Origin of the sequence: Dyadobacter sp. (assembly GCF_039919315.1) — a bacterium.
Taxonomy (GTDB): Bacteria; Bacteroidota; Bacteroidia; order Cytophagales; family Spirosomataceae; genus Dyadobacter.
Window position 1 is genome coordinate 48811 of the sequence record NZ_JBDSFX010000003.1, and the last position, 23134, is coordinate 71944.

Below are 23134 nucleotides of genomic sequence, written 5' to 3' on the forward strand. Positions count from 1 at the left end.
CTAGTAGCCTGGATTCTGATCTTTGACTGTCAGCGCCTTGTTGTACAGGATCTCGGAATTGGGAATGGGCCACAGCATATGTTTGTCCGCAATGACTATATTCTTTACTTCTAAAATCCGTTGCTTGGCTATTCCCAGCCTCTTCAGGTCATTCCAGCGTTTGCCTTCATACATCGTTTCGTAACCTCTTTCCTGCACCACTTTGTCTATAAAAGTTTTGAGCGTAAAATCAGCAGCTTTGAAATCCACAGCTGACACCGCGCCAGAAGGCAAACCATACGCACGACGATGTACCTTGTTCAGACTTTCGATCGCAGCCGCGGTGGGTGCACCTTTTGCACGCGCATCTGCTTCTGCGTGAAATAACAGCACGTCTGCAAACCTATACCACGGATAGTCGTTCCCTGCCCCCGCCGTTGCAGCCGGATCACGGTATTTTCTGAAAAGGCAAGATGTTGCGCCCAGACCAATGTCCACATTATAGAGAATGTGCTTTTTACGAAGGTCTTTGAAGTCCCAGTTTTTGATCACAGAATTGGAAACCGAATCAGTATACTGAGCGTAAACCCCGCCTGGCCCGAAATATGCATACTGCGCCGTTTTGCGGTGCGCGTAACTGACCAGACCGAAACCTTGCTGACGCGAGTACTTGAAATAAAACACCTCTTCCGTCGTGTTAACTACCTCTGGGCCATATATTTTCTGAAAATCTTCCGAAGTGGCTACTTCTACAAGCGAGTATTTTTTGGAGTCAACAACTTCTTTTGCCTTCGCGCTGGACAGCTCCCAATTTTCCTGATACAGATAAATCTCGGAAAGCAATGTTTTAGCAGCCCAAATGGTTGGTCTTCCAATTTCAGTAGGCGCGTCGGGAAGTCCCTTTTCAGCTTCCAATGCATCGCTCAAAATCAGTTTGTAAACGTCTTCCACACTGGATCTTGGAACATCGGCGACGGTCATATTTGCTTCCGTACGCAGCGGCACGCCTGCCCAGTTACGCACCATTGCGAAGTAAATCAATGACCTGAGGTATTTGGCTTCTGCCACATACAGCGTTTTTTCAGCATCCGTCATACTCGTCCCTTTCGGAACATTGCTGATTACTAGGTTCGCATTTCGAATGGATTGGTAAAAATTGTCCCAGATCACCCCAACCCGGTTAATGTTGGTATTGTCGAGCCCTTGATAAAGACTGACAGGTGTTTGCGTTCCTCTGGAATTACCGTAATCTGCTAACCCCTCCAGCTGTGCCGGATAATTGGTAGAAAGGCCATTATCACCGCGCATTGGGCCATAAATAGCATTGACTGCGGCCTTCGCTTCTGCGGCAGTGTTGTAAAAATTCTCTGAGGCTAGTGACTTCGGCTTCTCATCGAGCACATCGGAGCAAGCCGTTGAAATCATTGCCAAAAACAAGCAAGTGAATATCTTATTCATATTTATATCTCTTTAACCAGTTGTTAAAACCTTCCTTAAAATCCTACTCTAAGTCCTACAGTGGTCGTTTTCGCCGTCGGATACACATAGTGGTCTACACCCTGGACAAATGAGTTACCACCCCCATAGGAATTGACTTCCGGATCATACCATGAGTACTTGGTGAGTGTGATCAGGTTTTGCCCGCTTACATACAACTGCGCTTGCGTCAACCATTTGATATGCAACTTGGTAACCGGAAGATTGTAAGCGAGCTGAATGTTTTTGAAACGCAGAAAAGATCCATCCTCCACGAAACGATTGGACATTTGCGCCTGGGACGAAGTTTTGATAATCGGATATTTGGCATTGGTATTCTGCGGAGTCCAGTGATTCAGGTATACTTCTCTCGGCATGTTTAATGCCTGCCCGTAGTCATAACCCTGCCCCTGTGCACTCAGATTGAAGATATCATTGCCCTTGGAACCCTGGATGAAGAATGTCAACTCGAAATTTTTGAACGACATGGTCGAGTTGAAACCGTAGGTAAATTTAGGATTTGGATTTCCGATGATCCTTTTATCTCCCGCATCGCGGCTTCCATTGCCATTGAAATCCTCGTAAGCAATGAGACCTTTTTCATCGTATCCTTTTTCAACATAGCCGTAAAAAGAACCCAGCGGATAACCTTCTCTCAGGATGTTAACATTATCATTCACAGCAGCTCCGATAGTCTGGCCCAGGATATCATTTCCGCCATACAATTTCACCACCTTGTTTTTGTTGATCGACAAGTTGGTACCTACATTCCATTTAAAAGCACCTTCCAGAACGGTTGCATTAACCGAGAATTCGAAACCCTTGTTCTGAATTTTTCCGATATTCTGAACGGTAAAAATGTAACCCAAAGAGGATGGCAATGCAACGTTATTAAGGAGATTACGGGTATTTTTGATATAATAGTCAGCCGTTACATTGATACGATTGCTGAGTAACCCCACATCAATTCCAATATCCGACTGAGCCGTCGTTTCCCATTTCAATGATCCGGCTAGGCGCGTTCCGGGCGCATAGTATGTATTGAGGGCATCGCCGAAAACTACCTGCCCGGAGCTGAGCTGATTCAATGTAAAATAAGGGTTAATGGAAGTATTGCCCGTTTCACCATATCCAGCCCTGATTTTTAAATCGGAAATGAACGGGATTCTTTTGATAAAATCCTCTTCCGATAAACGCCAGGCCAGCGCAGCCGACGGAAAGTAACCCCATTTCTGTCCTTCACTGTATCGTGAAGAACCATCCGTACGGAAACTTACGGTAGCCAGGATTTTGCTGTTGAATGAGTAGTTAACCCGCGCCAGATACGAGAGCAGTACCCATTTTTGGTAAGACGAACTCGGAACACTCTGTGTAGTAGCGGCACCGATATCGTAAGTTTCCTGATTATCACTGATAAAACCACTTCCAGAAGCATTCAAAGAGGTAGCGATATAATCCTGATAGGTAAAACCTGCAACAGCCGAAATGCTGTGCTTGCCTACTTCTTTATTGTAGTTCACTGTGTTTTCGCTCAGAATGCTGCTGATCCTTGCAGTAGCAATGCTGGCTGCCCCTTTTGAATTGACAAACCTGGTAGTTGTGTAAGCGTCGGTACGGTCGTCAGTACTTTCAATACCTGCCAATGTCTTGATCGTCAATCCCTTTATTGGCTCAAATGTCAACGCACCATTCGTAAGGATCTTGTTGGAGCGAATGTGGTCCGTTTGCTGATTGAGGAAGTTCAATGGGTTGGTGATCACATTCGATCCCCAGGCATATGCTTCCGCCAATTTCGAGTAAGAGCCATCAGCTAATGTTGGGGCAATCGTCGGATAGCCGGCTAACATGGCCGAAATCAACGTTCCTCCCCTGTTTCCTCTATCCGAATTCTTGCGGTCAGAGTCAAGGCGGCTCAATACCGAACTCAGATCGAATTTAAATTTCTTGCCAATGTCAGTACTCAGGTTGAAGCGCAATGCATTGCGGACATAATTGCTTCCGATGATGATACCGTCCTGATTAAAGTTGCTTCCTGAAAGCGAAAATCTGGTTTTATCCGTACCGCCGCTGACAGTGATAGCATGATTTTGAACCGGCGCTTTTTGGAAAGTAAGATCCTGCCAGTCGGTGCCTTCTCCAAAACCATTGATCTGATCCTGTGTAAAATGCGGCGCTAAACCGTCATTAGCGGCTTGCTCATTGTAGAAGTTGGCATACTCGGTCGCATTCATTAAATCCAGTTTCTTACGCAACGTCTGCGTACCATAATATCCGTCATAAGTAACGCTTACACGGCCCGCTTTTCCTCGTTTGGTAGTGATCAGCACCACACCATTGGCTCCTCTCGAACCGTAAATCGCCGTGGCAGAAGCATCTTTCAAAACTTCAATCGACTCAATGTCTGAATTATTGAGCAAGGTAGGGTTGCCGGAATAAGGAAATCCGTCGACTACATACAATGGCTCATTGCTTCCCTGGATCGAATTCGTTCCCCTCACCCGCACACTGATCGGACTTCCGGGAGCGCCTGTATTTTGCGATACGTACACACCCGCCGCCCTTCCTGCAAGCGACTGCACGAGATTGGTAGCCGGATAAGCATTCACATCCGCAGCTTTAATGGATGCCACAGAACCCGTAAGGTCACTTTTCTTCACCTGGCCGTAACCGATCACGACAATTTCCTGTAAAGATTTATCTTCCAGCACCATATTAATGATCAGGCTGGTTTGATTACCCAATACGATTTCCTGCGACTGATACCCTACAAAACTGAATACCAGTACCGAGTTCGGAGCCAGGTCCTCAGCCATTTCCAGCTGAAATTCGCCTTCCGGATTCGTTGTGGTACCAGTCTGTGTTCCTTTCAGCACAATGCTGACACCCGGCAGGCCGCCGCCTGTTTCGTCCAGGACCTTACCTGTCAATTTTCGTTTGGGTGCAGTACCAGCCGGGACGGTTTCTCCTGGCGGAGCGACCTGGGGAGCAGTTTCTGATCTTCTTAAAATGATGATTTTTCCAGAAACCTCATATTCCAGCCCTAGCGGCGTCAGCACTTCGTCAAGTACTTCATACAAAGGTTTGTTGTACGACGAAACCGTTACCTTCCGTGCTGACTTTATAATTTTTGAACTAAAAACAAAGCGGACATCCACCTGCTTTTCGACCTGATTAAGCACCTTCTTCACCTCGCTGCCATGGGCAACAATCGTTATTTTCTGTGAAAGCAATGACTGCGCATTGCTTTCATGGGCATAACCGGTCCCGATAAACCAGACCGCAAGCATCAATTGTATAGCTGTTATTCGCATTGTCCAAATTAATACCTGGTGGTATTTAAAGGGTTTTTTCATAGATTTGATTGTTTTGTTAAGTTGAAAATTGGCAAAACGATCCCTGCCTCCATCACGGAGGAAAAATGGCGACAACCAAAAGGGACAAACCGAGTCGGTAATGCGGGAACATTGCCGGCTCATTTTTTTTAATCATTCTTTCTGTTTCGTTTTCAGAGGGTTAGAGTCAACAATTGGTATACTTTGTTAAGCGTTTGTATGTCAGTTTCGGCAGCCTTTGCTGTGTACCACGATCTGTCCATCCAGAATTTCATAGTTAGCTTCCACCGCTTTGCAGATGATCGATAGCTTTTCATGAAGTGTCTGATTATCCAATGTTGCGGTCAGCGGGCAGCCTTTTAATAATTCCTCATCGAACAGAATATCGATTCCATAAGCCTTTCCGATGGTTGTAAAAACCTCACTAGCCGGTGTATCTTCGAACTGAAACTGAGGCGTTTCTGCCTTGGAAACTACTATTTCAGGTTTCTCAACCAACGTTTTCACCATTCTCACTTCATCCCTCGCATAGATAATTTTCTGGTTTGGGTTCAGTACCACTCCTTCCAGCTCGCGGTTAGAGGCTTTTTCCTTTACATTCGGATCGGATTGTGCAAATACGGAAACCCTTCCTGTTTTTACCTCTACCGTTACCTCATCCGAAAAATCATAGGCTTTGATCCTGAAACTGGTACCCAAAACCTTGGTGATCAAACCATTGGAATAAACTAAAAAAGGGCGGTTCGGATCTTTTGCTATTTCAAAAAATGCTTCCCCTTCCAGATAAACTTCCCTGCGAGCCTCCGCGAATTTACCAGCGTACCTGATCTTGCCTTTGGGTGCGAGTGTAATGTGGCTGCCATCTTCCAGGTTGATCGCCATCGCTTTGTCGGTGGTATTGATCTGCTCGGTCAATGCATCTTCGTTCAGGATCATTGGACTCTCCGTAGCTGCCTGCTGCCGGGTTTCTTTTTTGATCAGGAATGCGTAAGCAACCCAGCCCAGCAAAAGGATGAGTGCCACCGAGGCGGCAAATTGCAGCCAGGGAATCGAGAAAACGGGCAGCTTATATCTGGATTGATCGGTCTCCGCTAGCGGCTGGCCGATTTTCGTAATGGTTTGTTTGACGACCTGGCTAATCTCATCATCACTAATTTCGGCTTCTTGCAGACGAAGCGAAAGCACAATGGTCTGTGCCTGATGAATTCTGTCAAGGATTTCAGGATTGCTCTCAGTCCAATCGTTCCAAATCGTGTCCGTTTCCCGGGTAGGCGATAAAACCCATTGGCGAAAGAATGTGTCCCAGACAAAATCCTCAACCGTAAAATCAATATAGCGATCCATACAAGATATTTGCGTCTATGGTAGGATAGACATAAACATTTGCGGGATACCAATAAATTTTAAATTATTTCTAAAAAAAAGAATAAAGTGCTGTAAGGGATGGGATTATAACCCGACTTTACATGAATAAATGGATCAGAAAAAACGTAAGGAATTCTGCTTTCCAATGTTTTTTCAGCTGTCCGATGGCGATCTGGAGTAGGTTCGAAACGGTCTGTGGGGAGATAGCCATGATCTCCGAGATCTGCTCGCGGTTGAGCTCCTGGAAATATTTGAGATAAACGACCTCCTTTTGCCTGCGTGGCAATTCTTTCAATAATTTTTCGAGCTGACGGGTCCTTACCAGCGTCGATTCCTGGTCAATGTATTCCTGCTCTACCGAAAATTCCAGTACAAATGAGCCTTCTTTTTCTTCCAAAGACTCACTCCCGACCCACGATTTGGCAGCAATGTTCCTGTGCATTAACCTGCGCAGCGAGGCCATCAAATACGGCTTGACAGTCGCGTCGGACCTCAGGTTTTCACGCTTTTCCCATAGCACCAGAAACAGGTCCTGAATGCTGTCTTTGATAAATTCCTTGTCTTTCGAGAATTTGCTTCCGTACTGAAAAAGTGCCCGAAACTGGCTTGACATGAGATATTCAAAAGCTTCCACATCACCGGTCAGAAATTTCTGCCATACCAACTTATCATCCGAAGCTCCTGAGAAATGAGAAGGTAATTTCATATTATACTGAAAGGGAAATCTAAATAAATCAAACTTAGCGGCAAACCCAACTTATTTTACAAGATTAGTTTAATTTAATCCGATTTTCATCCTATACGTTTTACTCTACCATAACTCGCACCGATTTCCGCCTTCCCAGCTTGTTACGAAAAGACAAAATATACATGCCCGACCCCATAGGAGTCTGAGGATAAATCATCATGTTGTCCAATGATACTACTTGCCTTTTTATTGGAATTCGCCTGCCGTTCAAATGGAACAGTTGGAGCGTCAGAGGATCTACTTCCAGTGATTTCAGCCTGATTACATTATCGGTAATGGGATTTGGGGTAACCATCACTTCCCCGGGTTTCAGGTGAGAAGCAGCTTCCCGGATCAGCATTTCATCAATGCGGATCTTGCCGATACCATTCCGAAACCGGATCTCAAAGTTGGAAAGCTTTGTTTTTGAGAACATTGAATTCCCAGGATACGCCTTACTATTGCGGCTCACCGGCTCATGATCCACCCACAGATCGTAGCTTCCCGGCAAGGTAATGTACTCATTCTGATCCGCAGGAAACAACTTGTAAGTATGCGGCTGCTCCGAATTGTTGAGAACCCAGGTCAATGTAACGGTCTTTTTGGCTTCAATTTCCTTACTGGTCGCCAGCGTGCCCAAATCTTTCAATGCGAAAGAAGACCCCTGGAAATTAATGGCACATTTGGCAAACATCAATGCATTGCCCGGAAACGAATTATGTTCCGGGTCAAAATTCTCTCCCGCATACAAATACAAGGCATTAACGGATGAAGACTGAATCAATTCCGCGCTCATCCGGATCTGGATGAACAGCGTTTCAGGATTGGGACTGAAAGGAGTAGCACGCAAAGCCCTGATAATGCCGCCTGTAGCAGAATCCTGCTGGGTACGGACGAGGTCCATGTGCCCTTTATAGAATTTGGAATAAGAAAGCGCCGGTACCGTCTGAATTATATGGCTAAACTGCCCGGTATCAGGCGTCGCATTCACAAAAGAACGACTTTGAGCAAAATCCTGATGAAAATAAGTAACCTGGGCCAAACTGATCTGAGAAATCAGCGCTAGCAACGCAACAGCCCTGAATTTAGCTAAAATGAAAATGTAACGTCTAAGCATAAACAAATAGTGGTTTATGCTTAGACGTTACAACTTTGTAATGGTCACTTTACTTTGGAAATAAATTTGAAATACTATTTCGGAGTAAATCTTTGAATTCACTTTCCAATTAGGCTATCTACTTCTGCCAGCCTCCCGAATCCGCTCCAGCTCCGCCGACATTGTCTTCACTTTTGCAGGATACTTGTCCGCCAGGTTGGTTTTTTCTCCCAGATCTTTGCTGAGGTCGAAGAGTTGGGGCTTGGGATTGTTGCCGGTTTCGGTATTGGTGAGTTCCTGCACGGCTTTTCCTTCGCGGGGTTCGATGTACTTCCAGGTTCCTTGCGTCAATGATAATGCACCTCCCTGCTTCACGAGGAATGCGCGGCCGGTTTTAGATTTGCCCAACATTGCATCCATTACATTATAGCTGTCAACGCCATCATTACTCTCCGTTTTTTGTTGAAAAAAGTGAGAAAAAGACGCCATCAAATCAATCTGGCAGATCAGTGCGTCGGATTCTGTTCCCGGCTTGATCGCCTGCGGCCAGCGTGCCAGCCACGGTACCCGGCTTCCGCCCTCGAATGCACTGTATTTCCCTCCTCTCAATGCGCCCGCAGCTTTGTGACCTTTTGAAAGCTCCACCGCTTTGTCGGCATAGCCATCATCGATCACCGGACCATTGTCGCTGGAAAAAATGATCAGGGTGTTATCTGCAATTTTTAGCTCATCCAGTTTTTTCAGGATCTCACCTACCGTCCAGTCCATTTGCAGGATCACGTCACCACGCAATCCCATGCTGCTTTTTCCTTTAAACTGCGTGCTGGGCATCCTGGGCACGTGGATATCATTCAGAGAAAAATAAAGGAAGAATGGATTCTTGCTATTTTGTTCGATAAACTGCTCCGCTTTACTCAAAAATACGTGAGCGATCTCCTCGTCAGTCCAGCGCGCCTGCTTGCCGCCCGTCATCCAGCCTATGCGGCCTATTCCGTTGACAATGGTGTTGTTATGGCCATGATTGAGTGATGCCGGTAATTTCAGAAGCTCCGGATTTTCCTTCCCAGTTGGTTCATTACCAATCTTTTTAGAGTAATCTACCTCAATAGGGTCTTCGCTATCGAGTCCCTGAACCTCATGATTTTCAATAAAAACCGTAGGTACGCGGTCGGAAGTGGCGGGGAAGAAAAAGGCGTAGTCAAAGCCAGTCTCATTAGGCCCTTTGGTAATAGGCTTATTCCAATTGATCTGTTTGTTATTCTCACCTAATCCCAAGTGCCATTTACCAACGGAAGCAGTTTTGTACCCGGCATTTTGAAAAACGCGGGGCAATGTCAGATTCTCCGTCGGGATAATGAGTGAGGCGTCGCCCGGCAACACGCCCGTACCTTTCTGGCGCCATGGATACTTGCCTGTCATCAATGCAAACCGGGATGGCGTGCAGGTTGCAGAAGTGGCATGTGCATTGGTAAATCGGATACCTTCCTTAGCCAGCCTGTCAATGTTCGGCGTACTGATTTTGGTAGCGCCATAAGAACTCAGATCGCCATAACCAACGTCATCGGCATAGATAAAAATGACATTGGGTTTCTGCTTTTTTTGACCCAAAACAATGGCCGGCATACAAAGAACTGCGACTAAAATGCAGGTCAGGAATTGGAAGTACTTACTTTTCATAAAATGGTTTAGGATAATGCGATCGCGAAGATATTGATTAAAGGTTTCCGCAGACCGGTCATTTAAGAAGTTTACCAGTCAATGGTTTTCCATTCGTAGTCAAAATTTGAAGTTCATGCGCCCGATGGTCCAGGTAAGTCCAAACGATCTTTTTATCGGGGGTTACTTCAAAAATCTTGATCCCTTTCTGCGCACCATAACTGGCGATCACCGTATTTCCATTCGCAAGTCGCTGAATGCCACAAGGATCCTGAAAGGGTTTTTCAGTAAAATCATCATTAGAAACCTGCCATACTACATTCCCTTTTGGGTCAAACTCTACTACTTTATTACCGTGCGTGAGGCTTACCAACGTATTTCCATTGTCCAGAACAATGGCGGTAAATGGCCAGTTTTCGGCTTTGGTACCACCTAATGTTTCCAGATCTGTCTTAAATGTCTTCACAACTTTGCCCGCCGGATCATATTCCTTCACCGCAAAAGCCAGCAGGTGCGGTACCAGATAATTGCCATTGTCAAGCTTCCGGGCCATTCTGGTCTGCATATGCACATTATCTGTTTCGGGAAGTAATGGTACCGTTTTAATGATTTTCCCCGCATTATTTACTTCCAGCAGGCTTGGGTTTTTACCGGATTCAGTAATCAATGTGTTTCCATTTTTCAAACGTACTGCGGTACCAAGCTCGTTTTCCGCCAGTTCACGTTTGAAAGTAAAAATCACTTTTTTATTTTGATCAAATTCCAAAACTTCATCAGCCCAGCAAATGAGGATATTACTATTCGGAAGTACAAATCCATCGCGCGCGCCAGGCTTCCCTGAATTCCAAACCTCTTTACCGTCTTCCCCGATAATACCGGTAAAATCCGGCCCGGCTATAAAAAACGAATGTGTTACAGCATTATCCTGACTTTGGGTTTTATTAATAAAAACAAAACCACATAAAATGAACGCAATAAGGGTTACTATTTTTGTAAAATTCATATCAGGATAGGATTTCTTTGATCACATTTCCGTGCACATCAGTCAGCCTGAAATTGCGCCCGCTGAACGGGAAAGTTAATGTAGTATGGTCTACGCCAAGCAAATGCAGCATCGTAGCGTGCAAATCGTGGATCGTCACTTTGTTTTCCACAACGCGATACCCGTACTCGTCGGTTTGCCCAAAAATAGTCCCGCCTTTGATGCCCGCACCAGCCATCCACATACTAAATGCAGACGGATTATGATCGCGGCCATCGGTTCCCTGCGCAAATGGCGTCCGGCCAAATTCCCCTGTCCAAACCACCAATGTCTGATCCAGTAAACCCCTTACTTTCAGATCTTTGAGTAACCCAGCGATCGGCTGATCCACTGCATGTGCATTATCCTCATGGCCGCGTTTGAGTCCGCTGTGCTGGTCCCAGCGGTCGGCATTGCCACCTACTTTCGGGCAGGTCAACTCGATAAATCGCACGCCCCTTTCGATGAGCCGCCTCGCCAGCAGACATTGCGCCCCATAGCTGCGTGTATAGGGGTCATCGGAGAAAATTCCATATAAATTCTGCGTCGCCACCGACTCCTCCGCAAACTGTGTCAGCTCGGGAATGGACGACTGCATTTTATAAGCCAGCTCATAATTATTGATCGCAGCTTCCACCTCATCGGCATGACCCAGGTCGGTCACCAGGCTGTTGTCCATTTGTTTGATAAATGCCAGCTTTTGATTTTGCAGCTCTTGTTTTTCCAATGGCTTAATGTTCGCTACCGGCTCGCTGCCCGTCCGTAGCATTGAGGCCTGAAAAGTGGCCGGCAAAAAGCCATTTTTGAAGTTATCAAGCCCGCCGGGGGGAATCAAACCGCCGTCCAGTACGACATAGCCAGGCAAATTATGATTCTCGCTGCCCAGCCCGTAATTCACCCACGCACCCATACTTGGCCTCCCCTGCAGCCCGCTTCCGGTGTGCAGGAAGTAGTTGGCATTGGTATGTTCCGGAAAGTTCGAGGTCATAGAGCGAATCAATGCAATGTCGTCCACGCAGGTAGCAATGTGCGGAAATAATTCACTCACCGGCATGCCGCATTCACCATATTGTTTAAACTTCCACGGGCTTTTCAGGATTTTGCCTACATTATTGAACTGGGTATCATCTACTTTAAATTTCTTATTCGGGTCTTCGCCATTCTCCTTTTCCAACCTGGGCTTAGGGTCAAAAGAGTCTACCTGCGAGACACCGCCGTCCATATATAGGAAAATAACATTCCGTGCTTTCGGAACAAAGTTCGGCAACTGGCCCAATCCTTTCAATTGAGAAGCAGGATCTGTCGAAGTGGAGCAGCCCGGCAAGCTTCCAAACAAGCTCATAAATGCTAGCGTACCGAAACCCCCTTTGCAGAGATTCAGCATTTCCCTACGGCTCAATGGCCTGTGTTGATGATGCTTACACGCACCCATACGGCTGGTCAGATCAGGTAAATAAATTCTTTCAGATTGAAAATCGAATGGCAATAGTCCCGCCACACGCGGGGATCAGTCATGATTTTATTAGCTGGTACCTTTTGTAACAAAGCCAGTTTATGGATAAAATCCTTTCCCTTTTTCAATTCAGCCTCGGTAGCATTCCTTGAAAGTGTACGATTGTAAATCCATTGCAGCCTCCCGTTCATATCCAGATTTTGGTTTGACAAAAGCGTATTCGCCATGATTTCCGCCTGTTTGATCACAAAAGGATCATTCATCAGGATCAATGACTGCGCTGGCACATTCGTCACATTCCTGTTACCAAATGTGGAAAACGGCGCTGGCTGGTCAAAAGTCAGCATCATTGGCTGCATAAAATTGCGCCTTATCTCCTGGTAAATGCTCCTACGTCCATTTCCATCCAGCGGCCCGGACTTGGAAGGCTTTCCACGTCCCTGCATAAACTGCGTTACATATACAGGTACCGGTGCGCCGTACATGAGCGGGTTCAGGTTACCGGCGGATGCCAACATTGCGTCGCGAATATCCTCGGCTTCAAGCCTCCTTCGTGGAAAACGGGCCAGCCAAAGGTTTTCAGGGTCATTTTTTTCAACCTCTTTGGTCGAACTAACAGCCCTTTTGAACGCGTCTGAGCTGACAATCAACCGGATCAACTTTTTAGTAGACCAACCTTCCTGCTGGTACCTGATCGCCAGATAATCAAGCAATGCAGGATTTGTTGGCAACTTGCCTTGTAACCCGAAGTTATCCACAGTCTCCACAATTCCTTTGCCGAACAAATGATGCCAGATGCGGTTCACCATCACACGCGAGGTAATCGGATTTTTGGGGTTAACAATCGCCGCAGCGAGTTCCATTCTGCCACTTCCGGGAGATTTGAAAGCATTATTACCGACCGGAACCGCCGAAATAAAACCTCTCGGAACCTGGGCAACGGAAGGTTCCAGATGACTTCCTCTTTTAAAAACCGGACTGTTTATACCGAAACCTTCATATATAGCATTGTAAAACGTAGTATCCGCAAGGTTTTTGGCCAATTCATTACTACGGTCAAGCAAATCGATCAATTGAGGGAATTGTTTCCGGAATTTTCTCTTTTTCAACAAAACATTGATTTCCCGGACTTGCCCGGCACTTGCATTTCCAGCAGCCCAATCGTCCACGGCTTCTCCAATGGTAAATGTCGTCAGGTCAGCAGTAGGAACAGGTTCAGTCCAGTTTTTATCAAAACCTACCGCATACCGAACATCGACATAAGCATCGGCGGGAAGCTTGTAAACATGGTTTTCATAAACCCCGGGCATGATCTCGACATAAGCTTTATGCCCTTTCCAGCTCCCCACATTGAATTTGAAATTGTTCCAGCTTTCGGTGTTTACTTTCTGATCCATTTCTCCATAAATCGGGTAGCTGATCAGCTGGAAATTATCGATAATGATACGGATTGACGCATTTTTACCTCTCGCCTGCACACCGATAAAATCGTTGGAAATCACAAAATTAGGCGACCGCAAAGCCCCGAAAACGCCGGTACTCAATATCCGGCTGGATGCCATACCTTCTTCCAGCGCGATGATTTCCTTCTTTTTTGGATCAAAAACCGGTTTACCTAATGTAGTACCCTGCCCAAATGCACGGCCATCACTTTTCCAACCCTGCAAATCCGCCCCACGAAAATCCCCGATCAGTTGATAATCACCTTCTTTTGATGGTAAATCTTTCCTCAGCGTTGCATTCACAATTGGCAAAGATTCCTTCTTATTTTCCCTGCCCCATTCCTCCGCCACGGTTTTCCTGATATAAGTTTTCAGCTCATCCAGTTTTTGAATGTCCTGCTCTTTCCGGGTTGTCAGACCAGCCGGTACGGGAGAAAACCGCGTACTTTCCATCACGCCGTAAAGTGCGTAATAATCTTTGGTCGTGATCGGATCAAATTTATGATCGTGACAACGGGCGCAGGCCACAGTGAGGCTTTGGAAAGTTTTAGTAGTAACATCCACCATATTATCTATACGGTCGGCCTCATCCTTTCTCACATCAACCGGACTATGCGTTCCCTCCCCAAAAGCATAAAAAGTGGTAGCGATCCTCGACTCATTTGAACCGGTCGCATAGTCTCGTCTGGGAAGTGGCAGCAAATCTCCAGCTAAATGCTCTTTAACTAATTGATCATAAGGAACATCACTATTGAATGCGCGGATCAGATAGTCGCGGTATCGCCAGGCGCCGGAAATGGTATAGTCAAATTCGTGGCCTTTGGTTTCGGCATATCGCACCACATCCATCCAATGTCTGGCCCAGCGTTCGCCAAAATGTTGTGAATTGAGATAACCATCCACCATTTTATCATAGGCATCAGGACTTTGATCGGCTACAAATTCCCCGACTGCGGCTGGCGTCGGAGGCAAGCCTGTCAGCAGATATGAAACCCTTCTGATCAATACATTTTTACTGGCCATCGGCGAAGTTTCCAGCCCCAGTTTGTCCAGTTTTTGATTAATAAAAAAATCGATTTCGTTACCCGATTCCGGGATTTCAATGTGATCCGGTGCTTTTGGCTGGATGAAAGCCCAATGCGGTTTGTACTTCGCACCCTGCTCGATCCATTTAACCAATGTCTCTTTTTCAGCTTCGGTTAATGTAAGGTGCGACTCCGGCGTGGGCATTATAAAATCCGGGTCTTTTGACAAAATCCGTTTAACCATTCCGCTGCTATCCGGATGTCCCGGCACGATCGCCCGTCTTCCCTCTTTCAATAATGCGGTTGCGCCTTCGTATGTATCAAACCGTAAGTTCGCTTTCCGGCTGCTGGGGTCGGGGCCGTGACACAAAAAACATTTCTGGACGAGTACAGGTCTTACTTCAAAATTGAAATCGACCAGTTCTTCGGAAGAAGGCGCATTACCGAGGTTTGCGCATGCGGTGAAGGCAAAAAGCGAAACGAGTAGCAGGAAGAGGTTTCGGATTCGGTCCATTCTTGTTCAGATCAAACATTGCGCTACGGTAACGATATAGAATAAAGACACTTACCGGCACTTTATATTCATCTTTTGGGAAGAAAGAATATAAGCTCTAATATTGCTGCACACACATTATCAAATCCATGAACGAATCCTCGTACGAATTCACCGTACTCAAAGAAGCACATCGTTTTGACTTTGTCAGCAAAGGACCAATAAACATTGTTAAATCGATCGTTTATTTTAAAACAACAGACCCTTACCTAGTCACTTTATCAATGGGTAACCCGCTTCCCAATGGAGTATTGGATGTTTTGACTATTAATGATAATGGCGACAGAAATAAGATTTTAGCAACCGTAATACGCTCCATAGGTGTGTTTCTGAATATACATCCTGATCATACTGTGATGTTCTCCGGGAGCACGCCCGCACGCACGAGACTTTATAAAATGGTCATTTCCAAGGAACTACATCAATTGCAAAATAGTTATTTAGTGCAGGGAATTACAGAATCCAGTATCGAAGTTTTGATCCGTGTAACAACTACATCGGCTTTTTGATCTCAATAAAAAAACCTATTATTGCATAAAACTTAAAGATATGACACCCACTACTAAATCTGTCAAAAGCAAAATTTCAGCGAAGGTGCCTGAGAACCATTTAGGGTTTAACAACCTTGAAGAAGCCGTTATGACCAAATATGCAGACTTACTTGTTCTTTTGGATCGTTTCAAAGATCAGATCATTTTTCCCGAAAAAAGAAATACAAGCAAGTGAAAGACATAAACTCCATTAAAAAATCCCGTCAGATCAGATCTGGCGGGATTTTTGCTTTCAATATCAATACTACTTCGCAGCAGTCAACTTCTTGATCAGGTCCGTTTCGTCCTTCTTGTACGGCGATCCGTCTTTTCTGAAAATGTCATGAAACCATAGATCAGGTTCCTTGGTATAGGTTTTCTTCCAGCTATCCCATGGATAAATCGTTTGTGATTTGCCATCTACCAAACCCCAGTTGATCGCACCAACATTGTATTTCTTCGCGATGGGCAGTGAGCCTGAGAAGAAGCTTCCGTTACCGCGGGACATATATTCCGTACAAATGATCGGACGGTCGTATTGCTGCAATTGCTTGATGCGTTTTTCAAAATCAGCAGCATCTTCATAGTTGTGAAAGGTTACGACATCAGATTGATCGATCATTACTTTTTCAATGGGTTTCAAAGTCTCGTGCGATGTCCAGTCTCCCGCCCAAACGCCGGCAGTCAATGGCTGGCTTGGATTCATAGACCGCGCCCATTCAAATGCTTTGGTCATCATCGGTAATACATAATCCACTTTGTTAGGCAGTTCCACCTTTCCGTAAGAGCTGTTATTGGTATTATCCGGCTCATTCCAAACGTCCCATGCCAGTACGCGGTTGTCATTGGCGAACGCAGCTACAGTACCTTTTACATATCTTTCCAAACGCGGATATTGCGTACTGTCTTTCAATGCATCAAAACCAGGACTTTGCACCCAGCCAGAATTATGAACGCCCGGCTTTGGCGCACGCTGTGTGCCCAATTTTGGAAACGGGTCCCAGCAGGAGTCAAACAATACAAATAATGGCTTGATCTTATGTTTTTGAGCAATGTTCAAAAACACGTCCAGGCGCTTCACAAAACCTGCTGAATCCTGCTGAAACAACAGATCGTGCAGATAAACGCGCATCGTATTCATGCCAATTTCCTGCGCCCAGCCCAGTTCCTTATCAATGGTAGCCGTGTCAAAAGAAGCTTCCTGGAACATTTCAAGCTGGTTTATCGCCGTACTTGGCAAGAAATCAGCGCCAACGAGCCAGCCCTGCTTAGCGTACCATTCTTTGGCTTGCTCTTTCGTCCAGATTTCACGGGAAGCCGCAGCTTCCCCAGCCGGAGTTTCCTCTTTTTGCTCTTCTGTCTTTTTCGCGCATTGCTGGAACGAAAGGCAAATCACCAGTGCCCATACAGTCGTTTTTAAAAATTTCATTCGTTAAGGATTATTTGTTTGCTATTTAAAAAGAGGTGCAGTGGTGTTTTCTATGCTGGGTTCGGCATTTAAAATTTCCGGCCAGCCGTTTTTCCAGGTGATTTTATCAAGCATTAAAACCCGCCTGTTTGCACCCGTTGAAACATTAGGTTTTGTTCTGTCGATGGCATGATACAAAAGCCAGTCGGTGCCCGCTTTATCGGTAATCCACCTCGCATTATGCCCGGTACCCGCATAAGTTGCATTAGGTTGAATCAAAACCGAACCTGTTCCACGTTCTTTCAGATCTTTTCCGTCTTTATCCAAAAAAGGACCTCTAATGTTTTTGGAACGACCAATGCGAACATTATATCTGCTTTTTGCACCCTCGCAACAGTTTTCTTTTGACCCCAAAAAGTAATAATAATCACCCTTTTTCTGGATCATTACCGCCTCAAAATCACCGGCTGCTACTTTGAACTTTTTGGAAAGATCAGGTACTGATTTCCCGTCAGCGGATAGTTCCACGCCGTAAGTTCCTTGTGTCGGTGCATTGCTGTAACTCCCCCAGAAAACGTATTTTTTGCCATTTTCTTCGAGATAAAAAGGATCAATTGAATTCGGCACATTCGCCTCCGCACTCAGGAAAAGCTTGCCATTATCCGTAAACGGCCCGGCAGGAGCATCCGCAATCGCTAGTCCCACACCCGGATTTGGATCGCCCCAGGTGGAATAAGCGTAGTACATATGATACTTGCCGTTCACTTTTACAACATCAGGTGCCCATATGCCTCCTTTTTCCTTCCAGGCAGGTTTGCTGAGAAATGCGTCCTTAAAATAAGTCCAATGCACCAGGTCTTTGGAACGGACTACCGGCACAAGGTGCGATCCCTTTCCGTCACCCCAATCGTCCATCGTGCCATACGCATAAAACCAGCCATCATCCGCCTTCACTACGGTCGGATCGGCCAGTATAGGTTCAAAAACGGGATTTTTGTATTTGGTGGAATCTTGTTTTTCAATGTTCGTGGAGTCAGGAGCCGTTTTGCAGGCGCCGGTGCCGATGGCTACAAGCGAAACAAGTAGCGATAAAAGTGTTTTAATCATACCGTTCAAATTCTTTAATGTGAGTTATTCGAGCCAGACAATCTGGGTAAACGCGCCATTGGCCGCAGCATCCCAAACCTCTACACGTACCCATTTTCTGTTTTTAAGATTTTGGGTAAACTTGAAATTTTTCTGTCCAAAAGCCTCGGTATCATTCAAGTTAATCACCTCATGAAATACGTCTTTGCCATCACCAGAAATAATTTCGGCCCGGTTCAGCGGAAACGTCCATTTAATGTCCATACTAATTTCCACATTGCCTTTCGCATCCACCTTGGTCGTTTCACCAGAGCCCACATTATTCACTTTGAATGTTGGCAGAAGGATTTCGCCAGTACTGACAAAAAACTTCCCTTTCTCCATCACATCCAACACCGGCTGCCAGCCATCTTCGAACCGCGGCATTTCGTTTAGTTGTAAATAATTGACATTCAAATGTCCATATAGCTCATAATTGGGTTCAATTCGAAACAAGTCAGCCTCAGCGATGACGTATTTTTTCTGTCCCCAATTAGCCATATCGTCCATTAAATCCAGCACACGTTTGCCCAGCTTGGGTTGGGAAAGATCCGCTGGCATTGCTTTCCAGGCAGCTCCCAAAAAGCGGTCTGACTTGTAAAATGCTTCTTCCTTGTATTTATCAGGAAAACCGGTCGAACCTTTGGTTCTGGCGTGCGCCGTCCATGCGAGACCTTTTTCAAGTTCCAGCAGTTTCAGCATTTCCTCCTTATTGCCAATGCGATAAAGCTTGCCATACTCCTTACTTTCCTCTACAAAAGGTTGGTCTTTTTCGCGCGACATCAACCAGTAAACGGGTTTTGGAAAAATATTCATCCAATGTCCTCCAAAGAAATTATTAGGTTCTTCTCCCGGTAAAAGCAAAAAATTCCCACCCGAAAGCCGGGCACATTCACTGAACATGGTCTTCAATTCTGGCCAGCGTTTGGCCTCCGGTCCCCGCGGGCTGCCCGGGCCATGAAATTCTCCCAAATGCACAATGTTGACCCCCGTATTGCGAAAAGCTTTCACAAAACCCGGCATATCCGGAAGTGGTTTTTTGGTCAAAACATCGTCGACATGCTCCTGATGAAAGTGGCTCGACATGGTATAGTAACCGGGGAGCGGCTCATAAGTGTCGCTATGTGTAAATTCCTTTACTTTTCCCAACACTTTGCCATCCTTTTCTCCACTCAGTAAACAAAAGAAATTATAGCGTTGCTGCGTTTTCGGCGGAGCATTGAACCACGGTACCCACCGCCGGTCACCGAGTAAATCGTGACGAATTCCTATTCCAAAACCGGTAATGAGGTTTCTGTAATTTTCACCATACCAGATGTGTTCGAGGTTATAGCAATTATCCAGCGGATAAAAATACTGATGCGGTGCAGGGAAAACAGCCAGACTGGCTTCCTTACTCTGTCCGATAATGGTACGGTACTTGACAGCCATCATTTCAACAGTATCCATTTTCACAACATTGGTATTTCTGATATAATTGTCAGTATCAGACCAGAATAGCTTTTCCCAAGGTTTTTGTTTGCTCACCAGCCCTGCATCATAAATAACCGCCAGCGAATCAACCGTCGTGGTCATTACCGCCGCAATGTTCATCAGCGGGCTGCCATTAAAAAGAGTCAGGTTAATTGATCCTGTAAATGATCCTGCGGTAGCTCCCGAAACAATGATCTCTGTTTGAGAACCTGACGTTACCACTCTTACGCCGCTTTTTTCCAGTGTGACCGGATAGCTTTTGTAGGGTAGATACGCAGTTTTATCGAAGAAAATATTCCAGCCGTTTTGTGAAACAAGGTCTCTCTTTCCGACGGTCAAAATAATAGCCGGATCGAGGTGGTCGGCTATGGTTTTAAATTTAGCATTTGTCCCGATTTGCAGGCTGCCGATTAGCGGCTGATTTTTAATTAAATCAACAGAAACCCTGCCCACTTCTGAATTGCCCACCGGCCACTCGACACGCAACATATTACCTTCAACAGTTGCAGCGGCCCCTTTTTTCTTATCAAATCCTTTCAAATCAACAGGTACCTGCGCCAGAAGTGACGCGGAAAACAGCAGGAAAAATAGCAATGCAAAATGACGCATCCGGTTCAGTTTAAGTTTGGGAAAACATTTTCTTATAAAAAGCGAGACCTTCCGTCGCCAGCTCGTCGGCACTATTAGCCAGCGGACGCCAGATACAAGCCGCCCTCGCCAATTCTTTGGAAGGCTGCCCGAAAGTTTCGATCACTACCGCTCCGTCATACCCAATTTCGAACAAAGCATCCCGGATCCCTTCCCATTCCAGATGTCCTGTTCCGGGGGTACCACGGTCGCTTTCATTACCTTGAACATGACAAAGCAATTCCTTCCCGATTTTCCTGATGGAAGCGGGAATGTCTTTTTCTTCAATGTTGGAATGAAAAGTATCCAGGACGATTTTGAGATTGGGACTGGAAACTTCCTGCACAATGGACAGTGCCTGATCAACAGTATTAACCATATCGGTTTCAAAACGGTTGAGCGGCTCCAAACCCACTACTACACCATGCTCTCCGGCGATTTGACCAATCTCGATTAATGTTTCCACACACCAGGCACGCTCCTGCTTTTTTTGCTCTTCCGAAACAATGCGTGTTTTACCTACCGCAGAATAAACCGGGCCGCCGAAAATGGGGCTTCCAACATCCTGGGCAATTTTTATACAATCGATAATATACTGCTTTCCCAGTTCGCGAAATTCAGGCTCGGTACTGGAAATATCTCTTTCCAAGCCAAAAGCGCCGCTCACCGTAATTTTCAAATCAAGGTCGGCTGCAATGCTTTTGATCAGCGTCCAATCAATAATGCTGGTGTCTTCGACGGCTATTTCGATAATGTCATAGCCCATGTTTTTTACTTTGGTAAGAAGGTCAATGTTCGCCGTGGAAAATGGCGATACCCATATAAAGGTGCTGGCTCCGAATAGCATGATGTGTTTTTTACGCGTTATTCAAAACTTGGAACATTCACACGAATGCCGCCATTCATAGCCGACTCGTGCGCGCAGATACCAGCGCAAGTATAGTTGGCTGCCAATGCGGCGTCTACTGCGGAATCTCTTTCTTCAATGATCGCAGCGACAAATTCCTGTACCAAATGCGGGTGCGAACCGCCGTGGCCAGCTCCCTGCAGGAAGGAAACGTGGTTAGGGTCGTCGATTTTTTCACGTTTGGTAAAATGCTTGATCGGCTCGATCAGCAGCTCGTCAGTATCAGGCACATCAATGCGTTTTGCATTTTCACCGCCGTCAAAAATGATGTGGCTTTCGTCCTGCAATTGCTCCCATTCAAACGACATTTTGGTACCATACACATCATAACTTTCACGATACTGGCGTACCACATCAAACAGCGAACGCGTTGCCTCAGCTACTACGTCACTATTTTTCAATGTAAAAGTGGCCGTTTCAACTGCAAATGGAGATCCGTAACGGCTCGCCAGATCTTCACTCAGTCTGCCAGAACCATGGCAAACCACTGTTTCAGCAATGGTATTATTGATTTTCAAAAGTGGCGAAATCGCGTGCGTTCCATTCAGCATCGGCGGGTAACCTTTCCAATATTCTCCCCAGCCTTCCATGCTCATATCCTGAATGTGTGAGCCACGAACAAACTGAATACGTCCCAATTCACCGGTTTCAGCCAGTTTCAATCCGTACAAGAATTCGCGTGTGTATAGCGCCGTTTCCATCATCATATACACTTTATTGACGCGACGTTTTGCTTCTACAATCGCCGTGCAATCTTCAACGGTCATCGCCATCGGTATGGTGCAGGCAGTATGTTTTCCTGCATTCAATGAGGCGAGGGTCATTTTGGCGTGCTCGGGAACTGGCGTTACCACGTGGATCGCGTCAACATCCTCTCTTTTGGGAACATCCTCAAAATGCTCGAAAACCAGATTTGGGTCCAGATTGAATTTGGCAGTCAGTTCATCACGGGTTTCCTTGCTGCGGGTACAAATTCCTACGGCTTTAATGTTCGGGTGACTTTGATAGATGGGAATAAACTCCTTTCCGAATCCCATTCCTACTATTACGACTGTGATTTGCTTCTGACTCATTTTGTTTTTTGTTAGATCCCAGGACTGAAGTCCTGGGTTAATGGATACTGATTTGTTTGTGTCTATGGTCCTGTCAGAGCTCTAACCCAGGGTTTAAACCCTGGGTTAGAGCTCTGGGGCTACTTCCCTCCCGCCGCCCACTCGACGGCGTTTCTCAGGATGGTTTGGTAGGGTGCTATCGTGTGTGACTCGGCGTCGTGCCCCAGTGCAATGCCTACGATCCTAGTTTTCGGGTATTTTACGATGAATATGCTTGGGAAAACTTTGTCTGAATCCGCTGCTTTGGCCGTTGCCAGTACCTCAATCGGCGTACCCGAAGTATCAGGAATGTAATAGTATAGCTCGTCTTTCAAGTTGAAATGCTCTGGTACACCTTTGGTCACCGGGTGTTTTTTGGTAATGGTCACGTCGAATGGGCCGTACTTGTTATGCCCTTTTGAGCCACCGCCTACCAGTTTTTGGTTGTATTCAGGCCAGTCTGCCCAATTGTACCATAATGCAGGATGCGCCAGTACCAGGCCTTTTCCTGCATCCACAAAGTCGAAAATCGCTTTCCGGGTCGCTGGGTCAGCTATCGGCTGGTTGTTACTCAGGTATAGCACGTCAATGTCTTTCAGTTTGGACAAAATCGCTGTCGGATCGCTGGTGTATTCCACCGTCGCCAGACCGTCTTTCTGCAAAGTCTGAACATCTTCCTGCTTGTACCACTTATCAAAATCGTGGGAAGCTCCTCCCCCCACCAGCAGAACGCGGATCGCTTTTTTCTTGTCTGGATTTTCAGGATTAGCATGGGTAGCAGCCACTCCAAATACCACAAGCAGCAGAGTCAGCACTGTTTTAAAAAATGAATTGATCATTGAAATTAC

General features: G+C 45.9%; 17 protein-coding genes. 2 read left to right on the forward strand and 15 right to left on the reverse strand.

From position 1 onward, the window contains the following. From ABIO93_RS01875 to ABIO93_RS01915, 9 genes are all read right to left on the reverse strand, one after another. Positions 1–1437, reverse strand: coding sequence for a RagB/SusD family nutrient uptake outer membrane protein (locus ABIO93_RS01875; protein ID WP_348063820.1), 1437 nt, complete (start codon positions 1435–1437; stop codon positions 1–3). A 35-nt stretch (positions 1438–1472) separates the two neighbouring features. After that, on the reverse strand, positions 1473–4808 hold the full coding sequence (locus ABIO93_RS01880; RefSeq protein ID WP_348063822.1) for a TonB-dependent receptor: 3336 nt from the start codon (positions 4806–4808) through the stop codon (positions 1473–1475). A 201-nt stretch (positions 4809–5009) separates the two neighbouring features. Next, the gene (locus tag ABIO93_RS01885) at positions 5010–6131 is read right to left on the reverse strand and encodes a FecR domain-containing protein (RefSeq protein ID WP_348063824.1); all 1122 of its coding nucleotides are present in this window, start codon (positions 6129–6131) and stop codon (positions 5010–5012) included. A 118-nt stretch (positions 6132–6249) separates the two neighbouring features. Further along, entirely contained in the window at positions 6250–6858 is a 609-nt protein-coding gene (locus ABIO93_RS01890; RefSeq protein ID WP_348063826.1) for a sigma-70 family RNA polymerase sigma factor, read from the reverse strand. A gap of 100 nt (positions 6859–6958) precedes the next feature. Further along, entirely contained in the window at positions 6959–7996 is a 1038-nt protein-coding gene (locus ABIO93_RS01895; protein WP_348063828.1) for a T9SS type A sorting domain-containing protein, read from the reverse strand. A gap of 114 nt (positions 7997–8110) precedes the next feature. Then, positions 8111–9652, reverse strand: a complete 1542-nt coding sequence (locus ABIO93_RS01900; protein WP_348063830.1) for an arylsulfatase — start codon at positions 9650–9652, stop codon at positions 8111–8113. A gap of 58 nt (positions 9653–9710) precedes the next feature. Then, the gene (locus tag ABIO93_RS01905) at positions 9711–10634 is read right to left on the reverse strand and encodes a hypothetical protein (protein WP_348063832.1); all 924 of its coding nucleotides are present in this window, start codon (positions 10632–10634) and stop codon (positions 9711–9713) included. A gap of 1 nt (position 10635) precedes the next feature. Then, positions 10636–12051: a DUF1501 domain-containing protein gene (locus tag ABIO93_RS01910; protein ID WP_348063834.1), complete on the reverse strand. Its 1416-nt coding sequence runs from the start codon at positions 12049–12051 to the stop codon at positions 10636–10638. Between the two features lie 41 nt (positions 12052–12092). Next, on the reverse strand, positions 12093–15086 hold the full coding sequence (locus ABIO93_RS01915; protein WP_348063836.1) for a PSD1 and planctomycete cytochrome C domain-containing protein: 2994 nt from the start codon (positions 15084–15086) through the stop codon (positions 12093–12095). Between the two features lie 128 nt (positions 15087–15214). Between ABIO93_RS01915 and ABIO93_RS01920 the strand changes: the two genes are divergently transcribed. Both ABIO93_RS01920 and ABIO93_RS01925 read left to right on the forward strand, forming a co-directional pair. Beyond that, the gene (locus ABIO93_RS01920; RefSeq protein ID WP_348063838.1) at positions 15215–15634 is read left to right on the forward strand and encodes a hypothetical protein; all 420 of its coding nucleotides are present in this window, start codon (positions 15215–15217) and stop codon (positions 15632–15634) included. Between the two features lie 40 nt (positions 15635–15674). Further along, positions 15675–15851 carry a hypothetical protein gene (locus tag ABIO93_RS01925; protein WP_348063840.1) on the forward strand — a complete coding sequence of 59 codons (177 nt, stop codon included), beginning with the start codon at positions 15675–15677 and terminating at the stop codon, positions 15849–15851. Between the two features lie 69 nt (positions 15852–15920). On the opposite strand, the gene ABIO93_RS01930 is transcribed toward ABIO93_RS01925, so the two are convergent. The 6 genes from ABIO93_RS01930 to ABIO93_RS01955 form a co-directional block, all read right to left on the reverse strand. Beyond that, positions 15921–17084: a cellulase family glycosylhydrolase gene (locus ABIO93_RS01930; RefSeq protein ID WP_348063842.1), complete on the reverse strand. Its 1164-nt coding sequence runs from the start codon at positions 17082–17084 to the stop codon at positions 15921–15923. Between the two features lie 21 nt (positions 17085–17105). Next, a complete protein-coding gene (locus tag ABIO93_RS01935; RefSeq protein WP_348063844.1) occupies positions 17106–18170 on the reverse strand; it encodes a family 43 glycosylhydrolase in 1065 nt (354 codons plus the stop codon). Between the two features lie 24 nt (positions 18171–18194). Then, entirely contained in the window at positions 18195–20270 is a 2076-nt protein-coding gene (locus ABIO93_RS01940; RefSeq protein ID WP_348063846.1) for a hypothetical protein, read from the reverse strand. A gap of 10 nt (positions 20271–20280) precedes the next feature. Then, a complete protein-coding gene (locus ABIO93_RS01945; RefSeq protein WP_348063848.1) occupies positions 20281–21135 on the reverse strand; it encodes a sugar phosphate isomerase/epimerase family protein in 855 nt (284 codons plus the stop codon). Between the two features lie 17 nt (positions 21136–21152). After that, a complete protein-coding gene (locus tag ABIO93_RS01950; protein ID WP_348063850.1) occupies positions 21153–22268 on the reverse strand; it encodes a Gfo/Idh/MocA family oxidoreductase in 1116 nt (371 codons plus the stop codon). Between the two features lie 119 nt (positions 22269–22387). Beyond that, on the reverse strand, positions 22388–23125 hold the full coding sequence (locus ABIO93_RS01955) for a ThuA domain-containing protein (RefSeq protein ID WP_348063852.1): 738 nt from the start codon (positions 23123–23125) through the stop codon (positions 22388–22390). Between the last annotated feature and the right edge of the window lie 9 nt (positions 23126–23134).

Coding starts and splice junctions, on each gene's coding strand:
- ABIO93_RS01875 (WP_348063820.1), bottom strand. CDS start 1,437: ATGAATAAGATATTCACTTGCTTGTTTTTGGCAATGATTTCAACGGCT.
- ABIO93_RS01880 (WP_348063822.1), bottom strand. CDS start 4,808: ATGAAAAAACCCTTTAAATACCACCAGGTATTAATTTGGACAATGCGA.
- ABIO93_RS01885 (WP_348063824.1), bottom strand. CDS start 6,131: ATGGATCGCTATATTGATTTTACGGTTGAGGATTTTGTCTGGGACACA.
- ABIO93_RS01890 (WP_348063826.1), bottom strand. CDS start 6,858: ATGAAATTACCTTCTCATTTCTCAGGAGCTTCGGATGATAAGTTGGTA.
- ABIO93_RS01895 (WP_348063828.1), bottom strand. CDS start 7,996: ATGCTTAGACGTTACATTTTCATTTTAGCTAAATTCAGGGCTGTTGCG.
- ABIO93_RS01900 (WP_348063830.1), bottom strand. CDS start 9,652: ATGAAAAGTAAGTACTTCCAATTCCTGACCTGCATTTTAGTCGCAGTT.
- ABIO93_RS01905 (WP_348063832.1), bottom strand. CDS start 10,634: ATGAATTTTACAAAAATAGTAACCCTTATTGCGTTCATTTTATGTGGT.
- ABIO93_RS01915 (WP_348063836.1), bottom strand. CDS start 15,086: ATGGACCGAATCCGAAACCTCTTCCTGCTACTCGTTTCGCTTTTTGCC.
- ABIO93_RS01920 (WP_348063838.1), top strand. CDS start 15,215: ATGAACGAATCCTCGTACGAATTCACCGTACTCAAAGAAGCACATCGT.
- ABIO93_RS01925 (WP_348063840.1), top strand. CDS start 15,675: ATGACACCCACTACTAAATCTGTCAAAAGCAAAATTTCAGCGAAGGTG.
- ABIO93_RS01930 (WP_348063842.1), bottom strand. CDS start 17,084: ATGAAATTTTTAAAAACGACTGTATGGGCACTGGTGATTTGCCTTTCG.
- ABIO93_RS01935 (WP_348063844.1), bottom strand. CDS start 18,170: ATGATTAAAACACTTTTATCGCTACTTGTTTCGCTTGTAGCCATCGGC.
- ABIO93_RS01940 (WP_348063846.1), bottom strand. CDS start 20,270: ATGCGTCATTTTGCATTGCTATTTTTCCTGCTGTTTTCCGCGTCACTT.
- ABIO93_RS01945 (WP_348063848.1), bottom strand. CDS start 21,135: ATGCTATTCGGAGCCAGCACCTTTATATGGGTATCGCCATTTTCCACG.
- ABIO93_RS01950 (WP_348063850.1), bottom strand. CDS start 22,268: ATGAGTCAGAAGCAAATCACAGTCGTAATAGTAGGAATGGGATTCGGA.
- ABIO93_RS01955 (WP_348063852.1), bottom strand. CDS start 23,125: ATGATCAATTCATTTTTTAAAACAGTGCTGACTCTGCTGCTTGTGGTA.